The organism is Streptomyces sp. A18 (genome assembly GCF_059026065.1).
The window spans coordinates 18864-35800 of record NZ_JBWLKL010000054.1; the positions used below are offsets into that span (position 1 = coordinate 18864).

The window sequence follows — 16937 nt, forward strand, 5'->3', positions numbered from 1 at the left end:
GTGGCGACGTACTTCGGGATCATTCTTGTCGGCACTGTCCTCCGACAAATTGACCGCCTGTGGTTCGGCACCCGACACGAGGGCCAGCCACTCGACAGCCTGCACAAGATCATGGCGATGCAACGTCGACGCCTGAACGACCTCACTCCGGCGTTGCTGCTGCTCGGGCATTGGATCGAGGTAGTCGGCTGGTGCCTGCTTACCGTCCATACCGGCCCCTGGGGATGGGCGTTGGGAGCCGCGATCGGCGCGGTCAAGATGCGCCATCTTCAGGAAGTGAGCCACTTCTCCGTACACGGCGCTCTGACCCGTAGTCGCGCCTTCTCCACTCTCATCACGGAAGCCTCCGTACATCTGCCGCTCGGCTTCGTCCCCGTCAAGGTGCGCTGGCAGCGCCACGTACGTGATCACCATCCCAACGCCACCCTGACCGGCGTAGACCCCAACCTCGGCGACCTGGAACGGGCCGGCCTCCGTCCCGGCGTCTCTCCTCTGGATTTCCTGCGGGCCGTGGCCTTCCCCCTCACTCGCGGCGGCATTGCCGACACGGTCACAACCATCCACGGCAACTTCCGCCAATCGTCGCACCGTTGGTTGCCATTGGCTGCCTTCGCTGCCGTGCCCATAGCCCTGTGGCTCCTGCTCGGCTGGCAAGCGGCGGTATTCGTCTTTCTCGTCCCACGGCTGCTGATCTACCCGCAACTCGCCTGGATGTCACTGCTGGTAGAGCACCGGTGGTTCGACGCAGAGCGGCTCGGCGGCACTCGGATCGAGGTGGAAGCCGCACGCTGTCTGCGCCTCTATCCGCGAAGTCGCTTCCTCTCGGCCTTCGCGCGCGCCACCTGGTTGCCCTACGGTGACCTTTTCCACTTCGCGCACTCGGCGCACCCAGCCGTGCGCTGGAACTATCTGCCGGCCTTGGACCGCGCCGTCGGCATACCCTCGTACACGCCGGGCGGGCTGATCTTCGGGGAGACCCCGGTCATCCGCCATCACCGGCAGGCACTGGCCGGCGCGAGCGCTGTCCCCTCCCCCGCAGCCCGATGACGGACGAACATTCGGTCCACGAGGACGTCACCTTCGCGAAAGGACACGGGGCATACAACGACTTCGTGATCCTGTCCGATCCGGAGGGACGTCTGACGCTGTCAGCGGACGAGGTGGTCTGGCTGTGCGACCGGCACAGTGGCATAGGGGCTGACGGCGTTCTCCGGGCCGTACGCACCACCGCGGTCATCGAAGCCGCGCCGATGGCTTCCACGGCCGAGTGGTTCATGGACTACCGCAACGCCGACGGCTCGCTGGGCTCGGTGTGCGGAAACGGTCTCCGCGTCTTCGGCCGCTATCTGGTACAGGCCGGCTTCTCCAGTCCGGGCGAGCAGTGGGTGGCCACACGCGCGGGAGTTAGACGCGTCCACGTTCCGCCGCCCCTGGACCTCCGGGGGGCCACTACTGCCGTCACGGTCGAGATGGCGCACCCCCGGCTCCCCGGCCCGGAAGGCATCCGTGTCACAACTACTGGAGGCCGTTGGCCGGCGGTCAAGGTCGACATGGGCAATCCACACGCGGTGGCCTTCGTCGACGACCTCGGTGATCCAGGTGCTCTCAGAGAATCACCGGCGGTCGGCGCCCCTCCCGGAGTGTATCCCGAGGGCGTGACGGTGGAGTTCGTATGCGTACGTTCCTCGCATCACCTCGCTCTGCGCGTCCATGAGCGGGGCGTCGGCGAAACTGCCGCGTGCGGAACAGGAGCGTGTGCGGCAGTCGCAGCCCACCGTCACCAACGCGGACACACCGGACCCGCTCGCTACAACGTGGACGTGCCCGGCGGCCGGCTCCACGTGAGGGTCAGGGCTGATGGCGCAACGGAGCTGCAGGGCCCTGCGGTACTCGTCGCCGAGGGAAAGGTCAGGCTGCTTGTACGGCCCGACCCCACATGACCTCGACAGCACCCTCGGTAGGGCCGGAGATGGGTCACAGCCCCTACGACGAGGGCCCAGACTGTACGGACTTCTTCACCAAGCAGATTCAATGTGGGGGGACGGGATGCCGGAAGAGACTCAAGGAGATGCGGACTCCAGCGCGAACTCGGAGCGCAAACCGCTCGGCCTGAAGCATGTCCTTCAGCACTTCGCGGCCACCCTTGCAATCGGAGGAGCCCTATTAACCCTTATTCAGTACTGGGCAGTGGATCGATTCTTTGAACGGTTTGGTGGGCTCGCTCCCGAGGAGGCGGGCCTGGATGTCGCAGTCTTGGCCACGCGGGCAGTCGTGACCTTCGGCGTATTCACAGTCCTCTTCGTCGTTCCGGGCTTGGCTGTGTGGCCCGCCATCGCCTTCCTTTCCGCTTGGGGCGAGTCATTCCTCGGAGATGTGGGGGAATTCATTAAACGGCACTCCTGGCTGCGCAAGCTGCTCGCCAGCATGACGGTCGGACTCATATGGGTACTGATGAGTTACGCCGAGAGCCCTGTCACCACGCCGGGCTTTCCCCGCTGGTCCCTGTGGCTTCTGGGCACAGGACTCATCTACCTGACCGTCATCTTCCTTTCTCGAGTCAGCGGAATCGGTCGACTTCTCGCAGGTGCTTTCCTCATCCTTACGGTCACAGCAGGGGTTGCGTACGCCCTCGGTCAGGTTATGACGCGAAATGCAGATGAACTGGCCGCCGGAAAATACTCCACCACACTTCCGTACATGCTGGGCGTCCGTGTCCGTCCAGTCGAAGTTCAATTCCTGAATTCGAGCGGCAAAACGATCGATGAATCCCGGCAGATGCTGTATCTAGGACAGTCATCCGGTACTTATGTGCTCTGGGACCCTGTTCGTAAGGAACTGTTCCAGCGAGCTGTAACCCAGATTCAACTCACGACAACAGTAGAGAGATAGCGGGCATCGAGACCGCATCGCACGCAGCCCGTGCGGCGCTTCTCGGGCACCGTCCCCGAAGGACCACCAGGCGAGCACCATCTCCGTGGTCAGCCAGCAATCGCCGCATCGGCGCCGCCCGGTCAACCCGCGAACGACCCCGCAGTGACGTCCCAAGCGTGCCGGGGGCCTGCGCATCTGCGTCCGGTGACCTGCCAGATGAGGGCACTACCGGGGATCAGGATGGCGGCGCGCGCGAAGCATTCCAACGAGCGTGCTCTCGGCTGAGATGGAAAAAGGCCGGCGGCTCAGGGCCGCGGCGGCGGGAAGCGTTCCTTTTCGAACAGGGCCGGGAGCTGCTTTGTTGGAATGGGCAGATCGGGCGATGCACGTGTGGACCGGAGCGGCGTCCTTTTCCTCTATCCGATGGCCGAGCCGAACCTGACCAGTGCACAGCAGACGCTGAGACCTGAAGAACTCGTGATGGGCATCAGCTACCTGTGCCGGCCGACGGCTCCAGTCAGACCGTCAGGTTCAAAGCGCGCGATGCCTCCCAGGCTGAAGCTCCGATCCTGGCACTTCCCCGCAGGCAGAAGGAACGCATTCCGCCCCGCTGTTGAGCACTGCGGGGGTAAGAGGCCGCGCGGTCCGGAGAGCCAAGTAGCAGCAGCCACCCAATTGGCGCCACGATGCGGCTCAGGTCCGGCTGCCGGTGCCAGGGCGCGCGGGGAAGAAGCCGGGGCGGGCTCCGCTGCCGCTGAAGTTGACGATCCGTGCGTGCTCGAGGACATCAGGGGGCGGCGTGGCGTTCTCGACGACGATCGCCTGGCCGGGGAAGGCCAAGAACGAGCGGTAGAAGTGGTCGATCACGTTCGGGGGGATGCGGTCGGCGTCAAAGTCCGGCTCTTTGTACGTCACCAGCGGCGAGTCCAGGACGAGGAAGCCCAGGTGCGGGAGCCTGCGGTCCAGGCAGTAGCGGGCCAGGGCGATCGAGAACGCGGCGTGCAGCAATGCGCGCATGCCCCGGCCGTGGCCTGCGCGCGCCGTTCCGCCGGCCGTCACGTCACCGCTGTAGGGGTCGTAGCCGGCGCCTTCCACGTCGGGGATCCGCCAGGAGTCCAGGGTGCGTTGGAGGAGCTCGTCGAACGACGCCAGGATCCTGCCCGCGATCAGGAGTTCCCGCCGTTTGGACGGCAGGGCGCCCTGGGTCACCAGCTGGGAGCGGTGCTCTTCCAGTTCATCGAGGCGGGCACGCAGTTCCAGGTCGCGTTCGACGCGCAGTCGCTCGGCGACGGTGTCCTGCAGTCCTTCGCGGAGAGGAGCCAGTCGCGCTTCGATCTGCGCCAGGGCCTGGTCGGCCTCGGCCGCCTGCGCGCTCAGGGCGGTGCGGCGTTCGGCGAGTTCGTCGCGCTGGCCTTCCAGTCCCTCAATGGTCAGCCGGAGATCGGCGAGGAGGGAATGGGTCTTGGCGGACTCGACGAGCACGGCCTCGTGCAGCTGCGTGGTCTCCTGATGGCCGTGCTGGGCCTGCTGGTGTTCGGGGTCCGCCCCGCAGAACACGCAGCGGCCGACCTGGAAGTAGCCCAGGAGGTTGCCAGCCTCGCTGACCATTTCCAGCCGTGCCAGGTCCGTCTCGTACTGCTGGCGCAGAGTGTCGAATCGCCCCAGCAGGTCGAGCACCTCGCTCAGGCGTGCTTCCAACTCAGCTTGCTTTGCGGCCAGTTTCCCACCTGCGGCGACCGCACGGGCCTGCTGCTCGGACTCGCGGGCCAGCGAGCGGGCCATGTCGTTGAGGCTGTCCTCTAACCGGGCCAGCTGATCTCGCTGCTCGCTGACGGTCTGGTCGCGGGAGAGTTTGGCGTGCAGATCCACTGCCAGCGCGTCGATCAGATTGATCTTTCCCCGCTGGACGCGCCGTTGAGCAGCGTTGGGGAGCTTGGCTGCCGGGGGCTCGTCCTCGCCGGTCAGCATCAGCTTCATGACCGAGCGCGCGGTGGTCCTGGCCGCCGTGCCGCGCGTGCGCTGCGAGGGCGGATTCGGATCGATCATGCGGGTGTCGGTGACCACGCTGAGGTGGGTCAGGTCGGCAAGTTTGAGCAGGTCGGTGTTGCCGCCCTCGTTGGTACGGACGTAGGTGTCGTCCAGCCCCAGCTTGCTGAGCAGGTAGTGCGAAATGTCCTTCCGGCTGCGGATCCTGCGGGCCGAGACGACCGCGTGGGGAATGGCGTGGGACAGCTCCCTCAGATCGTCCTGATGCACGTGAATGCTCTTGCCGCCGGGCTTGCGGACCAGCGTGAGAGGCCTGCCGTCGGGCAGCAGCAGGCCGAGCAGGATCTGTCCGTATCCTTCGGCGCGCGGGATCGAGGGACGGACATGACCGCCGAGCATGTAGTCGATGGAGTCGACGAGGAACGTCTTGCCCGTATTGGAGGAGCCGTAGATCACCGTGAACTTGGGGTCGAACTCCACGCTGGCTGTCGGCAGCCCCGCACCGGCGTATGTCAGATGCGTCAGGGCGAAGTTAGCCATGGCCGACCCCCAGGTGCTGCATACCGGCGGTGAATTCGTCGTGCCAGCGGGTCGTGATGTCCCGCGTGGCCGCCACGGCGTCCGTGGTCGAGGCGAACTGCTCCACGGCCCACTGCGCACGCTGCCGCAGCTCGCCGACGTATGGGGCCTCCAGGATGCCGACGAACCCCGAGCCGCGCGGGGTCACCTGGTAGACGAGCCCGTCGCCGGTCGCCTCGACCGTGGCCAGGCCGGCGCGCAGCAGCACCTCCAGCCCTTCCTGCATCATCTGCCGTTTCATGCCGAGCTCGCCCGGCTGGGCGGGCAGGCGGGGATGGAGACTGGGCGGACCCTCGAACTGGCTGCTGTGCAGCATGGCGTGGTCCAGGACCACCAGCCAGGACAGGTCCAGAGGGTGAGGATGGCTGCGGGCCAGCAGAACCAGCGTCCGCATCCCCACTTCGACCGGACTGTTGAGCGGATTCATCGGCAACCTCCTTTGCACCAGTGCAGCTTGTCGACGTTCGCCAGCTGGTGGCACATGCCCTGACGCTGGCTGTTGCGGAACAGGTGCAGAAGCGGCGACCCGGTGAGGGTCATCTGCCCGGAGGCTCTCAGTACCTGCTGGAGGCGCTCCCATCCCGAGGGGTAGTCGATGGCGGCCACCTCGACCAGATTGGTCAGCACGTCATCCTGCAACTCCTCGTAGGTGTCCCCCGCGATGCTCTCTCGTGCATACATGCGCAGGGCCTCCGCGTCGAAGAACGCCACTCGCTGCCGCCCGAGATGGTCTCCCGAATCCGGGTGCTCGAAAGCGTGCTGCACGGTCGCGATAACTTCGCCGAACCTCTCCTGGTAAACGTCCAGGAGCTGCTGTAGGTAGCGCGCCTCGTTGACCTGGGGCACGGGCGGGGGAAGGAGCTTGCGGGGCTTGCCGGTGGGCGGCAGGTTGAAGCGGGAGGCGAACAGCGACGACTTGCTGTAGACCTCCAGGACCTCGTCCAGGTTCACGGTCCAGAACATCGAGAAGTCAGCGCTCTCCGCCAGCGCGCGTACGGCCGCCCGGGTCGGCTCGGACAACGCGGCAACCGGCTTCGTCCGACCGTCCAGGTAGGTGAGGAACCGGGCCTTCAGCGTGGCCGGGGTGAGCACCATGTCCTTGAGCCGGGGATGGATCTTCGGTGCCACGAAGATGTACCGGGCGGGAAGCGTGCGGCTCGTCTCCAGCGTCGCCACGAACGGTTTGAGCATCTCGGGCAGCGCATCGTCGAGCGTGAGGTCGGCGGTGTAGTGCTTGCACTGGTAGCAGTGCCAGACACCGTTCAGCCGCTGCTCGCTCATGAAGGCCACGACGTCGGCGCCGCGGTCGTTGGTCCCGCCGAGGACTTCCACGCCGAGGTAGCCGAACTCGTCCCTGCGCATGCGGACCCACTCGCAGGTGAACTGCTCCCACTGCTCCGGCGTCCAGTAAAAGACCTGCTGCAGGGCTGTCCGGGTGTCGAACTGGTTGTGGGGCACGACCGACGGCGGCGGCACATACTGTGACACGGACACACTGTCCGCGCCCCTCGGGCCCCCGCCTTGCGGTAATGCGTCCACTCCGCCCCCTCCCCCGCGGTGCACCATTCCCCCACGTACACGCCTCTGCCCACTTCTACCATCGGAGATCGTCCATGGACAGGGCGCCTCCAGGGGGCCTCTGCCGGCTCCGGCTTCGGGCGGGCGCCCGCGGCGTGCCGTGCGGGAGGCGAATGGGCACTCGTCCTGGTCCAACATGGCCCCCGGCACGTGGCCAGGCGACTCAAGCGCCTTGCTGAGCATTTCCCCGACCGGCCGAAACGGACCTGGGGCATGAAGAAGTGGCTGGTCACCCCGCCGGAGAATCGTCTGAGGCTCTATGCCGAACTCTCAGCATTCGAAGCCGCCCTCCTCGCCGTGCCAACGGCTCGGGACTACCCGTCTACTGATCTCTTCGGGGTGTTGTCGGATGGTGGGTCAGTTGTAGTCCGGTGCCGGTGAGGCAGCCGTCGATCAGGTGTGGGCGGTGTTGGATGTGTCGCAGGCCGCGGCGGAGGGTGCCTTCGAGGTGGTCGTCGTCGGTGAAGGCGATGTTGGCCAGCGGGCCGCGCCGTAGCAGTGACCACACGCCCTCCACCGGGTTCAGATCCGGTGCATAGGACGGCAGTTGCACGATGGTGAGCCAGTCGTGATCGTCAGCGTACTGGCGCATCCCGGCGGCCCGATGGGTGTTGAGATTGTCCCAGATGAGGACGATGGGGGCCTTGAGCTGGATGTGGGCGCGGACGATCAGGTCGCGGTAATCGGTCCAGGCGAAGCTGTTGCGTCCCACGCCGCGGTACTTGTGATGTCGGCGCGGCCGGTAGATCAACCGGGAGGGTTCGCCCGGCCGGTAGCAGCACAGGGCGGCGATCGAGTAGCGGCGCCAGGACCGGCCGCGCACCCGCACCAGCGGCGTCTGCCCGCGCCGGCCCCAGGTCCGGGCTCGTGCCGGAGTCATCCCGAACCCCGCCTCGTCCTCGAAGACGATGAACGCCCCCAGTGCCGCCGCAGTCATTCCGCCTGCGGCCACACATCCTTCTTCCACAGTTCCACCGCGTCCTCGTCGCGCTCCAGAGCCCGGCGGGCGGGCGACTGCCAGGACCAGCCGTGCCGATGCAGCAGCCGCCACACCGCCGCCGACGAGACCTCCAGCTGGAACTGCCACCAGATCAATGCCCGGATCCTCGCCAGGGTCCAGCGCCGGTCCTCCCAGCCGTGCACGGCCGGCCCCCGGGCCAACTCCTTCTCGAGTTCGGCGAACCGGTCATCACTGAGTTTGGGCAGCTTCGGCGCTCCCGCGGACTCGAGCCCGGCCCTCCCACCCTCGCGCCAGGCCCGCCGCCAGCGCTCCACCGACCGCTCGCTCACCCGCAGGTCATGCGCAATGGCCGCATTTCTCTCGCCTCGCTCGAACCGTTCGCCGGCCTCAAACCGGATCCACTCCCTGAACCGCCGCCGCTCGGCGGTCAGCCAGCCGCCCTGCGCAAACCTCATACCACCGGCCTACCGTAGGGACCACCACCCGTCACCCCCTCCGACAACACCCCGAAGAGATCAGTAGTTGGCCGAAATGCTGGATCTCACTGCCGGGGCGGAACGAACGGCGCGGCACCGGATGCTGGAGACACCAGCGCTGGCGCCGGAGTATCTGCGGACAGCACCACGGCCGCGGCCACCACATCGCCGGCCACGTGCATTATGACGACGTCCTGCTCCTGCGCCAGACCGGCAGCCGCGAGCTCGTCGACCAAGGCCAGTCTGCACGTATGGCCGGGCACTACGGCCGCGCAGCTCGGTCCGGGCGTGAGCGATCGCGGCGCGGTGTACCGCGGGGCCGGGTAGCCCAGGCGGTGCGCCGCCTCGGACCGGATTGGGGGATCTGGGTATCGATTCCCCTGCCGAGAGCAGAAACTTTGAGGTCCGCGTCGTCTTCGGCGTAGTGGTTCGACGTGCGAGACTCCTTCACCCGGAGCGTGTCAGAGTCTGGCCCTCGGGTGCTGGCCAAGCACACCGGGTGATCACCCTCGCCACTGATCGTCCACTGACGTTGCAGAGACGGTAGAACCCGGCTGGAGTTGTCGACCAGACCATGGCGACGGCGATCGTGGCTGAGCCAGGCCGCCGTTGGAATCGCATTCCACTCGCTCACGGTTCCTGCGACGCCGGTGGCCGTAGCGGGTGCGGGGCGGACTTGGGCATGGTGATGGCGCTGATCATGCAGGACTCCCAACGCTCGTGCTCTGCCTGACAGAAGGTCACATTCCAACGGTGATGCCGAAGGCGCTCGCGTTCGCGGCGGAGAGCATTGTCCAGGGTGGTCAGACCGGGGTCGAGAATCCAAGAGCCGTCGTTGTACGGCTCGAAGCCGATGCGTGACCACGCGCGTCCGAGGCTGGCGCAGGCCTGTTCATAGTCAGTGCGGTCGTCGCGTTCTACTGGTCCGGGGAAGAGCGCGATGACGCCGGCCCCGTGGCTGAGATAGTCCAGAGCCAGTCCGGTGAGGTACACCCCAAGGCCATGCCCGCGCAGGCGGCGATCGATGGTGACCTCATCCACGATGATCGTCTTCCCCGGCAGAGCGAGAAGGTCCCATAGATCGTCGCGCAGGTCGCCCGTCTCCGGTTCGTACAGGGTCCTGGCGATCCGGTAGAGGTCTGCGCTGAGGTTGTCGAAGCTCTCCAAGAGGTTTGCTCCGCGATATTGGTCGGCGACGCAGATCTTGATCGTTCCGAAGCTGGGCCCGGGTCCGTCCTCCTTCAGGTGCATGCCGACATCCCAGTGCTGCACGCCGTCTTGGTGCCAGGGGCTGAGCCAGTGCTCGCTGCTGTAGCTGAGGATCATGTCGTCGATCCCGATGCACTCGACGATGGGCGGATGGGTCGTCCGGGTCTGAGCCGGGGCCTGCGCGGGCACAGCGGGCGGAGCGCTGTGGAGGTCGGTCACCGTTCGTCGTTGTCGGGACGCGCGTGCGGAATCAGCGGCCGGGTGCTGTCATGTTCGGTGGCATGGAGAGCGTCCGGGCTGACAGGCAGTGGCTGGGGGGTGGTGAGGACGATTTGGGAGTCGCTGCTGGCGGTCTCTGCGCAGACAGTGAGGACGGCGTTGGCGAGGCGTTCGCCCTCAGGGCCGCCGCCCAGACCGTCGAGGGGCGCGTCGAGCCACTGGACGCGGGGGACCAGAACGAGCGGCATGCTGCGGGCGGCTTCCAGCACCATGAGGTGGTAGGCGGTGTGAGCGATGCTCACCAGTCCTGCTGAGCGGGCTAGCTGCTTCAAGGTCCGGTTGTTGATCTTTGGTGCCAGGGTCTTCGGGTCGATCACGGCGCTGCGGATCTTGTCTGGTGCCATGGGAATCACGATGTCCGCGAAGATCTGTGACAGCTGCTTTGCGGTCTGCTGTGTGTGCTCCTGTGCGTCCCCCTCGGCAGCGGTCCAGGCTTTTGCAGCATCATCGGCCTGCTGGGACGACGACGCCGACTTTCTCTCCAGGTCGGTGAGCTGAGCGAGCTCCTGGCGCCGCGCCTTGACTGCCTCCAGCTTAGCCCGCGCCTCCCTCTCAGCCGCATGGGCGCGGCTCCGTGCTGCTTCGCGCGGAGCGATCTCCTGCGCCCGGTACGCAGTGGCCCGACCTGCCAACCGCTGCGCGTTCTGCTCAACCTTGCGTCGCGCGTCGACCGCCTTCTGCACGGCGCGCTGGGCATTGCTCAGTGCTGAGTCCGCTGCTGTCGCAGCCTCCTTGGCCCGCGTGAGTTCCTGAGCGCGCCGGGCCTGTCGTGCGGGGAGACCTGGATCAGGCTGGCGGCACACCGGGCACAAGGGTCCCTCGCCCGATCGGGCCTGCAGGCGCTGCTCGCACTCGGGGCAATGTGTACGAGACTGCGCGGCTTCCTCCGCTTCCGTGAGGCGCTGTCGGGCTAGGCCGCGGCGCTCATGCACCAAGACGAGCTCCTGGTGGGCCTGGTCCGCCGTGGTGGCAGCGCTCGTCACGGCGTGCAGTGCCCGTGCCGCTTCTGCGTCCCGGCCTGTCAGCACACCCTGGTGGTGCTCGAGCTCCTGGGCCAGGCACAGAAGGTAGTCAGCGTGCTCATCAGCGGCCTTGGCGTAGCGCTCCTGCTCCATGTCGAGATCAAACGCGGTGGGCAGCCCATAGCTCTGGCGTTGCTCAACTGCCTTGCGCAGGGTGGTCGCGGCCCTTGTCGCCTGGCTTCGCTTGGCTCTCGCCTGTGCCTTGAGACGTGCGGCCTCCTCATCCAGGACGCCGAAACAGACTTCCAGGGTGAGGTTCATGTCCACGGCGCTGACCGACCCGAAGATGTTTCGTCCCGCATGATGCTGCTGCAGGTACACCAGGACGAGCACAGTGTCGATCGTGACCTTTCCGCGCGGGGTCTCCATGGCGGGGATGCCCATGCGCTCCAGTGAGAAGGATCCTGCTGCCCGTTCGCCGGCCTCGGGGCGTACGGGCAGCGGGTCTTCGACTTCGCCGGTGGTCTTGTTCAGGAAGGCCACCTGTTGGGTTGCGAGGTCCAGGGTGGCCGTCCAGACGCCCTCGTCCGTCGCGAACTCAACCCGGATAGCGTCGCACTGCTCAGTGATCACAGGTGTAAGGACCACGCTGGTGGCCCCCAGAGCTGCGAACGCGGCCTCCGAGATCGTGCTTCCCCCGGACCCGATACCGGCTTTCATCTGCCGCACCGGCGCATCAAGGCCGATCCCGCCCCACTCCCCTTCGATCAGGAAATCTTCCTTCAAGAAGACGAACTTGCCTGCCATGACATCCCTATCACTCGCCTACACCCCCAGACGGGGCGTGCCGAACCGCATCAACGACGCTTGCAGGGGGGCGGATGCTGCGTGACCTGCACTCCCAGCCCATCGGGGGATACCGGCTGTGACAGGTTGAGATACGCACTTGACTTCCAAGACAAGATGCCAACGGATTGATCAGGACAGCAAAGCTCACCGGTGGCGTGCCGGGTCACGGCCATCGCTTTGCTGTGCTTCATCCACGGCTGTCGCGGATCCCGCGGGTGGCTTTGGAGGCCAGATCGGCGAACCACCAGCGAAATCCGGGCATCGTCTTTCCCTGCGAGTGAGGGGGCTCTGGTGCACTTCGGTCACGTAGCGGACAATCCCTGCAACGTTCCGTCAAGTGGGGTGGCTGCACGAGGGGGATAGCAGATGGGCGTTCTATGGCCTCTTGAAGCAGCGACCGAGGCGAAACACCGACTGTACAAACGGTACTTCGACGCTTGGTGGCCGATCTTCCTGCAGCCGAACGGCCAGACCGGACGCAGCTGGTCCAAAGTCACCTTCCTGGATGCCTTCGCGGGGCCGGGCCGCTACGAGGGCGGTGAACAGGGCTCACCGGTATTCACGCTGGAACGGCTACTGAAGCACGTCGCGGTCGATCGGATGAACCTGTCCCGTGAGCGTGTCCAGTTGGTGTTCATCGAGAAGCGCCGGGATCGCCACGAGTATCTGCGCGGACAACTCCACGACCGTTTCGGACCGCTGGAACACCTGCCGGTGCGGGTGGAAGTACGCCGCGGCGAGGCCGGCGTGGACAGCGAGCGGATCCTGACCGACTTAGGGGCCTGGGGGCAGCCCATCCTGGGCGTGTTCGACAGCTGGGGCAGCGTCAACGTGCCGCTGGAGCTGATGCACCGCATCGCCCACAACCGGGCGAGCGAAGTGATCGCTACGTTCGGCCCGAACTGGTTCAGCCGTCGCGAGGATCTCAACCCAGGCATTCTCGATGCCGTCTTCGGCGGCCGCGCATTCTGGACTCCCGCAGCTGAGGTGGAGGAGAGCGACAGGAAATGGCGGACCTGGCTGAAGATCTATCGCGAAGCCCTGCACCGGGCAGGATTCAACTTTCGCCTGCAGTTCAAGGTCGTTCCCCACACCGGCCAGCCGCTGTACCTCGTCTTCGGCACCGGACACGAGAAGGGGGTGGAGGTCATGAAAGAAGCCATGTGGAGCGTCGACAAGAGCGACGGGATGAGTTTCAAGGACCCGCGCGTGCGCAACGCCGTCTCACTCGGACAGGGCTCCCTGTTCGACGACGGCGAAGTGATCGACCCCGAGCTGCTGGCTCTCGTCCAGCAACGCCTCAGCCAGGGGCCCGTCAGCCTCGAAGAGCTGGGCCAGTGGCTCCTGCTGGAAACGTCGCAGTGGCGTGCCCGGGACGCGAAGAAGGCTGTCCAGGACCTGGACGGAGACGGCCGGGTCGTACTTCCTGCTGGCCGTCTCACCAAAACCAGTGTGGTCAGCCTGCGATGACGCTCTCCCGGGTCGGCATCTGATCCCATGTGCGCCCCTCGAGCTCGCGACCGAGTGTCTTGGGCGTGCGGCCGCCCCACTGTTTGAAGAAGAACGCCACCCCGGCATTTGTGCACACGTCGCGGATGCCGGTCACCCATTCCTCTTCCATCGGCCTGAAACGCGGCCCGGACTCGCCGCCCGCGATGACCCAGTCGATGCCGCTGACCTCCAGGCCCTCCAGCGGCCCCAACAGCGGCTCACACGACAGGAACCGGACGGCGGCCGGAACACGGCGCAAGTCGTCGACCCGGGCGAGCTCCTTGGCGCTCTCTACCGACACGCCCATCCATACATTCGCCGGCCAGTCGAGCTTGCCCGCGACCTGCCGGAGCCGACGCGCCCGCTTGGTGAGCACCTGAAACGTGTGCCGGGGGGTATCGGCCATCACCTGGAACACCTGCCGCACAAAGTCCAGCGGCACCCGCGCGTGGAACAGGTCCGACATCGAGTTCACGAACACCGTGCGGGGGCTGCGCCAACCGTACGGAACCCGCAGCGCCTCCGGATGCACCGTCAGCCCGAAACCCGGCCCCGACGTCCGCGGATCCCCGTCATTTTGGTACTTGGCCTGCCCCATCGCCTTCAATCGCTTGGCCAGCGTCATGGCGTAGCAGTTATCGCACCCCGGCGAGACCCGGTCACATCCGGTCGTGGGATTCCACGTGGCCTCTGTCCACTCGATCGCACTGCGGTCGCTCACCGGGCACCCCTCCCTATGCCGCGCCCGCCCGCCTGCGCGTCCGCGGTCTGCTGCACGTCCAACGAGGCGTGGCCGCACCGGACACCGACATCCAACCACCTCGCCCGCAGCACGGCGGCCCAACCACCTAAATAGAACACGCGCACGACACTTTTCGGGTAGAGCCCTGCGGCGCTTTCCCCGATGACCGGGTGGGTGCCGCCTGCGGCGGCCCTCACCCACACCATCTGGAAGGACACCCCGGGCATGAAACTCACCGTCATCGGATGCGGTACCTCGGTGCCACCCACGCGGCCTGCATGGCCGAACTCGCCACGACGTCCTCTGCATGGACTCCGACATGGACAAGGCCGCCGTCCTCAACTCCGGCTAGGCCCCCATCCACGAACAGGGCCTCGACGACCTCATCGCCAAGCACACCGCTACCGGCAAACTGAGTTTCACCGCCTCCTACGCGGAGGCCCGCCGCCTTCGGCGACCTGCACTTCATCGGGGTCGGCACCCCACAGCAGCCAGGCGGACACGCCTACGACCTCTCTCACCTGTTCGCGGCCGTCCGCCAGCTCGCTCCCCGGCTGAAGAACCCGGCCGTCGTCGCGGTAAAGTCCACCGTCCCGGTCGGCACCGCACCCCGCGTCCGCGACCTCCTCCACGAGTTCTCCCCGGCCGGCGACCGCATCGAGGTGGCCTGGAACCCGGAGTTCCTGCGCGAGTCGTTCGCCATCGAAGACACCCTGCGCCCCGATCGGCTCGTCCTCGGCTTCGAGACCGAGCGCTCGTGGGCCGAGGCCGTACTGCAGCAGTGCTTCGAGGAGATCATCGTGTCGGGGACGCCGACGATTGTCACCGACTGGGCCACCGCCGAGATCGCCAAGGCGTCCGCGAAGGCCTTCCTCGCTACGAAGATCTCCTTCATCAACGCGATCGCCGAGGTCTGCGAAGCCTCCGGCGCCGGTCATCACCCTCGCGGACATCGTCGGCCACGACGTCCGCGTCGGCCGCCAAGGGATGCGGCCCGGCCCCGGCTTCGGCGGCGGCTGCCTCCCCAAGGACATCCGCGGGTTCATGGCACGGGCCGGTGAACTCGGCGCCGACCAGGCCCTGAAGATCCTCAGCGAGGTCGACGCCATCAACAACCGGCGACGCGAACGCATGGTCGACCTCGCCCGCGAACAATGCGACGGCAACCTCGGCGGCAAGCGGATCGCGATCTGGGGCGCCGCGTTCAAGCCGAACACCGACGACATCCGCGACTCACCCGCCCTGGCCGTCGCCCAGAAGCTCCACGAGCTCGGCGCCGCGGTCACCGTGACCGACCCCGAGGCCCTGGACAACGCCCGCAAGATCCACCCCGAGCTCGACTACATCGACGACCCCATCGCCGCCGTTCAGGACGCCGACCTGCTGCTGCACCTGACCGAGTGGCCGCAGTACTCCCACGTCGACCCGCACCGCCTCGCCGCCCACGCCGCGAGCCCGAAGGTTATCGACGGCCGCGGCACTCTGACTGCCGACCGCTGGCGCGAAGCCTGATGGAACTTCCGGTCCCTCGGACGACCCTGAACTTCCAGTTCAATCCTGCCCGGCGCGTCGCCCTCACCGGGCGAGGTCGGCATCGGCGGGGAGGACGTGACGGTACGCCGCAACCCGCGCGGTTTGATCGAAGCACCCCCGCGGCCGCGGAGGTGTTCCGTCAGCTTCCCGACGAGGTACGCCTCGGTCCGGTCGTGGACCGGGTGAACGAAATTTTCGCCGCGAACAGCCCGCACCAGCACGCCACTTAGGGCAGTCTGCCAAGCGGTGAGGGGGTCTCATTCATCCCCAGCCCCCGATACACCACGGACATGCCGAACGAGGGCCTGGACCTCGCTGAAAGGCGTACCCCGAACTTGCCAACGTCTGGATCTAAGATCCGCCCAAGACCTGGGCCATCTTGCCGAGTGCGGGCCCGAGCGGCAACGGTCTTTCGTGCGCCAGCAGCATGCCCGCGCCCAGTAGGGGTCGCTGCCTCCACGGCGCCGCGGCCAGACCCAAGTTCAGCGGCCCCGGAAGACGACGTGCCACGGCATGAATTGCCGCGCCCCGAGGTGACCACCGAGAACGCCTTCTGGCCGCCCCCGACACCACGCTGATCGGTGACAACTCCTCCGCGTACGCCTTCGTCGGCGGCAGACTGCCACCGCGAACGAGGCGGTTTGCAGGGATAAGACGATTCTTCTCCAGTCACCCAGAGCAGTGGCATATCAACCACGGTCACCGGGCCTGGCAGCAGTCCTGCGCCACAGAGACGAAGGCCAGCTTGGCGCGCTTAAGTTCGTCCGGCCCCTCATGGCGTCGTAAGCAGTCGACGAGATGCTGTGCCGAGGCCGCGGCCTCGGGCGGGCCTTCCAGTAGCACCCCGCCCAAGGCTCGTTGCAACTGGACGTCGTCCTCGGCTTGACCCCGTCCGCTCCGCTCCGCGAGGATCCGCGCCTCTGCAGCTCCGAGAAACTCCGCATACGCCTGACGTCGAAGAGTGAACTCGCGGTGGCCGGACTCAGCATGGAGCGTCAGGCGAACCGATTCCAGCAGCGCATCCGCCTGGCGATCCCCTGCGTGACGTGCCGCAGCGGCCTGCCGGGTGCCAGCGCTGCGGGTGTACCAGCCGGTGACGATACTGCCCGCAATCGCTGATCCCGCAGCAATCAGTGCAATTCCCCAATCACTCATGCCACCATCCTCGCGATCAACTACGGCACGCCACACCACTCTTGCCGAATGTGCGGCGCGGATCACTCTCAGCACCCTTCGAACAGGGCGCGATAGGATCAGATCATGCCGCCCGACGACACGAAGGAATCTGCCCCGACCTGCGGAAACAGCCGCTCCGACGACCAGTTCGCGGTAGACTTGACACTTACGGGCGACGGGCGACGGGCGACGGGCGACGGGCGACGGGCGACGGGCGACGGGCGACGGGCGACGGGCGACGGGCG

General features: G+C 66.6%; 12 protein-coding genes and 1 pseudogene. 5 read left to right on the plus strand and 8 right to left on the minus strand.

Features of this window, described 5'->3' with window-relative positions; translation table 11 throughout:
- The 3 genes from AC5P1C_RS39790 (at nt 1) to AC5P1C_RS39800 (ending at nt 2889) form a co-directional block, all read left to right on the plus strand.
- Nucleotides 1-1047, plus strand: coding sequence for a fatty acid desaturase (locus AC5P1C_RS39790; RefSeq protein ID WP_493870869.1), 1047 nt, complete (start codon nt 1-3; stop codon nt 1045-1047).
- Nucleotides 1044-1940, plus strand: coding sequence for a diaminopimelate epimerase (dapF, locus tag AC5P1C_RS39795; RefSeq protein WP_493870870.1), 897 nt, complete (start codon nt 1044-1046; stop codon nt 1938-1940). Before AC5P1C_RS39790 ends, dapF begins: the two co-directional genes overlap by 4 nt.
- Nucleotides 1941-2046: 106 nt before the next feature.
- Nucleotides 2047-2889: a hypothetical protein gene (locus AC5P1C_RS39800; protein ID WP_493870871.1), complete on the plus strand. Its 843-nt coding sequence runs from the start codon at nt 2047-2049 to the stop codon at nt 2887-2889.
- A 675-nt stretch (nt 2890-3564) separates the two neighbouring features.
- Here AC5P1C_RS39800 and AC5P1C_RS39805 read toward each other — a convergent pair.
- From AC5P1C_RS39805 to AC5P1C_RS39830, 6 genes are all read right to left on the minus strand, one after another.
- Nucleotides 3565-5397, minus strand: a complete 1833-nt coding sequence (locus tag AC5P1C_RS39805) for a P-loop NTPase family protein (RefSeq protein WP_493870872.1) — start codon at nt 5395-5397, stop codon at nt 3565-3567.
- Nucleotides 5390-5863, minus strand: coding sequence for an ABC-three component system middle component 2 (locus tag AC5P1C_RS39810; RefSeq protein ID WP_493870873.1), 474 nt, complete (start codon nt 5861-5863; stop codon nt 5390-5392). Before AC5P1C_RS39810 ends, AC5P1C_RS39805 begins: the two co-directional genes overlap by 8 nt.
- Entirely contained in the window at nt 5860-6924 is a 1065-nt protein-coding gene (locus AC5P1C_RS39815) for an ABC-three component system protein (RefSeq protein ID WP_493870874.1), read from the minus strand. Before AC5P1C_RS39815 ends, AC5P1C_RS39810 begins: the two co-directional genes overlap by 4 nt.
- Before the next feature lie 412 nt (nt 6925-7336).
- A protein-coding gene (locus tag AC5P1C_RS39820) for an IS630 family transposase (RefSeq protein WP_493870875.1) occupies nt 7337-8430 on the minus strand; the annotation gives its coding sequence in 2 pieces (ribosomal slippage) (nt 7337-7966 and nt 7969-8430; 1092 coding nt in all).
- Between the two features lie 651 nt (nt 8431-9081).
- A complete protein-coding gene (locus AC5P1C_RS39825; protein WP_493870876.1) occupies nt 9082-9879 on the minus strand; it encodes a hypothetical protein in 798 nt (265 codons plus the stop codon).
- The gene (locus AC5P1C_RS39830; RefSeq protein WP_493870877.1) at nt 9876-11708 is read right to left on the minus strand and encodes a hypothetical protein; all 1833 of its coding nucleotides are present in this window, start codon (nt 11706-11708) and stop codon (nt 9876-9878) included. Before AC5P1C_RS39830 ends, AC5P1C_RS39825 begins: the two co-directional genes overlap by 4 nt.
- 408 nt (nt 11709-12116) lie before the next feature.
- On the opposite strand from AC5P1C_RS39830, the gene AC5P1C_RS39835 reads away from it, so the two are divergent.
- Complete coding sequence (locus AC5P1C_RS39835) at nt 12117-13220, plus strand: three-Cys-motif partner protein TcmP (protein ID WP_493870878.1); 1104 nt, start codon at nt 12117-12119, stop codon at nt 13218-13220.
- Here AC5P1C_RS39835 and AC5P1C_RS39840 read toward each other — a convergent pair.
- Nucleotides 13207-13962, minus strand: a complete 756-nt coding sequence (locus AC5P1C_RS39840) for a DUF5131 family protein (protein WP_493870879.1) — start codon at nt 13960-13962, stop codon at nt 13207-13209. The genes AC5P1C_RS39835 and AC5P1C_RS39840 overlap by 14 nt on opposite strands.
- Before the next feature lie 246 nt (nt 13963-14208).
- Here AC5P1C_RS39840 and AC5P1C_RS39845 point away from each other — a divergent pair.
- Nucleotides 14209-15495: pseudogene (locus AC5P1C_RS39845) on the plus strand (UDP-glucose dehydrogenase family protein).
- Nucleotides 15496-16215: 720 nt separating this feature from the next.
- Here the strand turns inward: AC5P1C_RS39845 and AC5P1C_RS39850 are convergent.
- Nucleotides 16216-16671, minus strand: coding sequence for a hypothetical protein (locus tag AC5P1C_RS39850; protein ID WP_493870880.1), 456 nt, complete (start codon nt 16669-16671; stop codon nt 16216-16218).
- Nucleotides 16672-16937 lie beyond the last annotated feature (266 nt).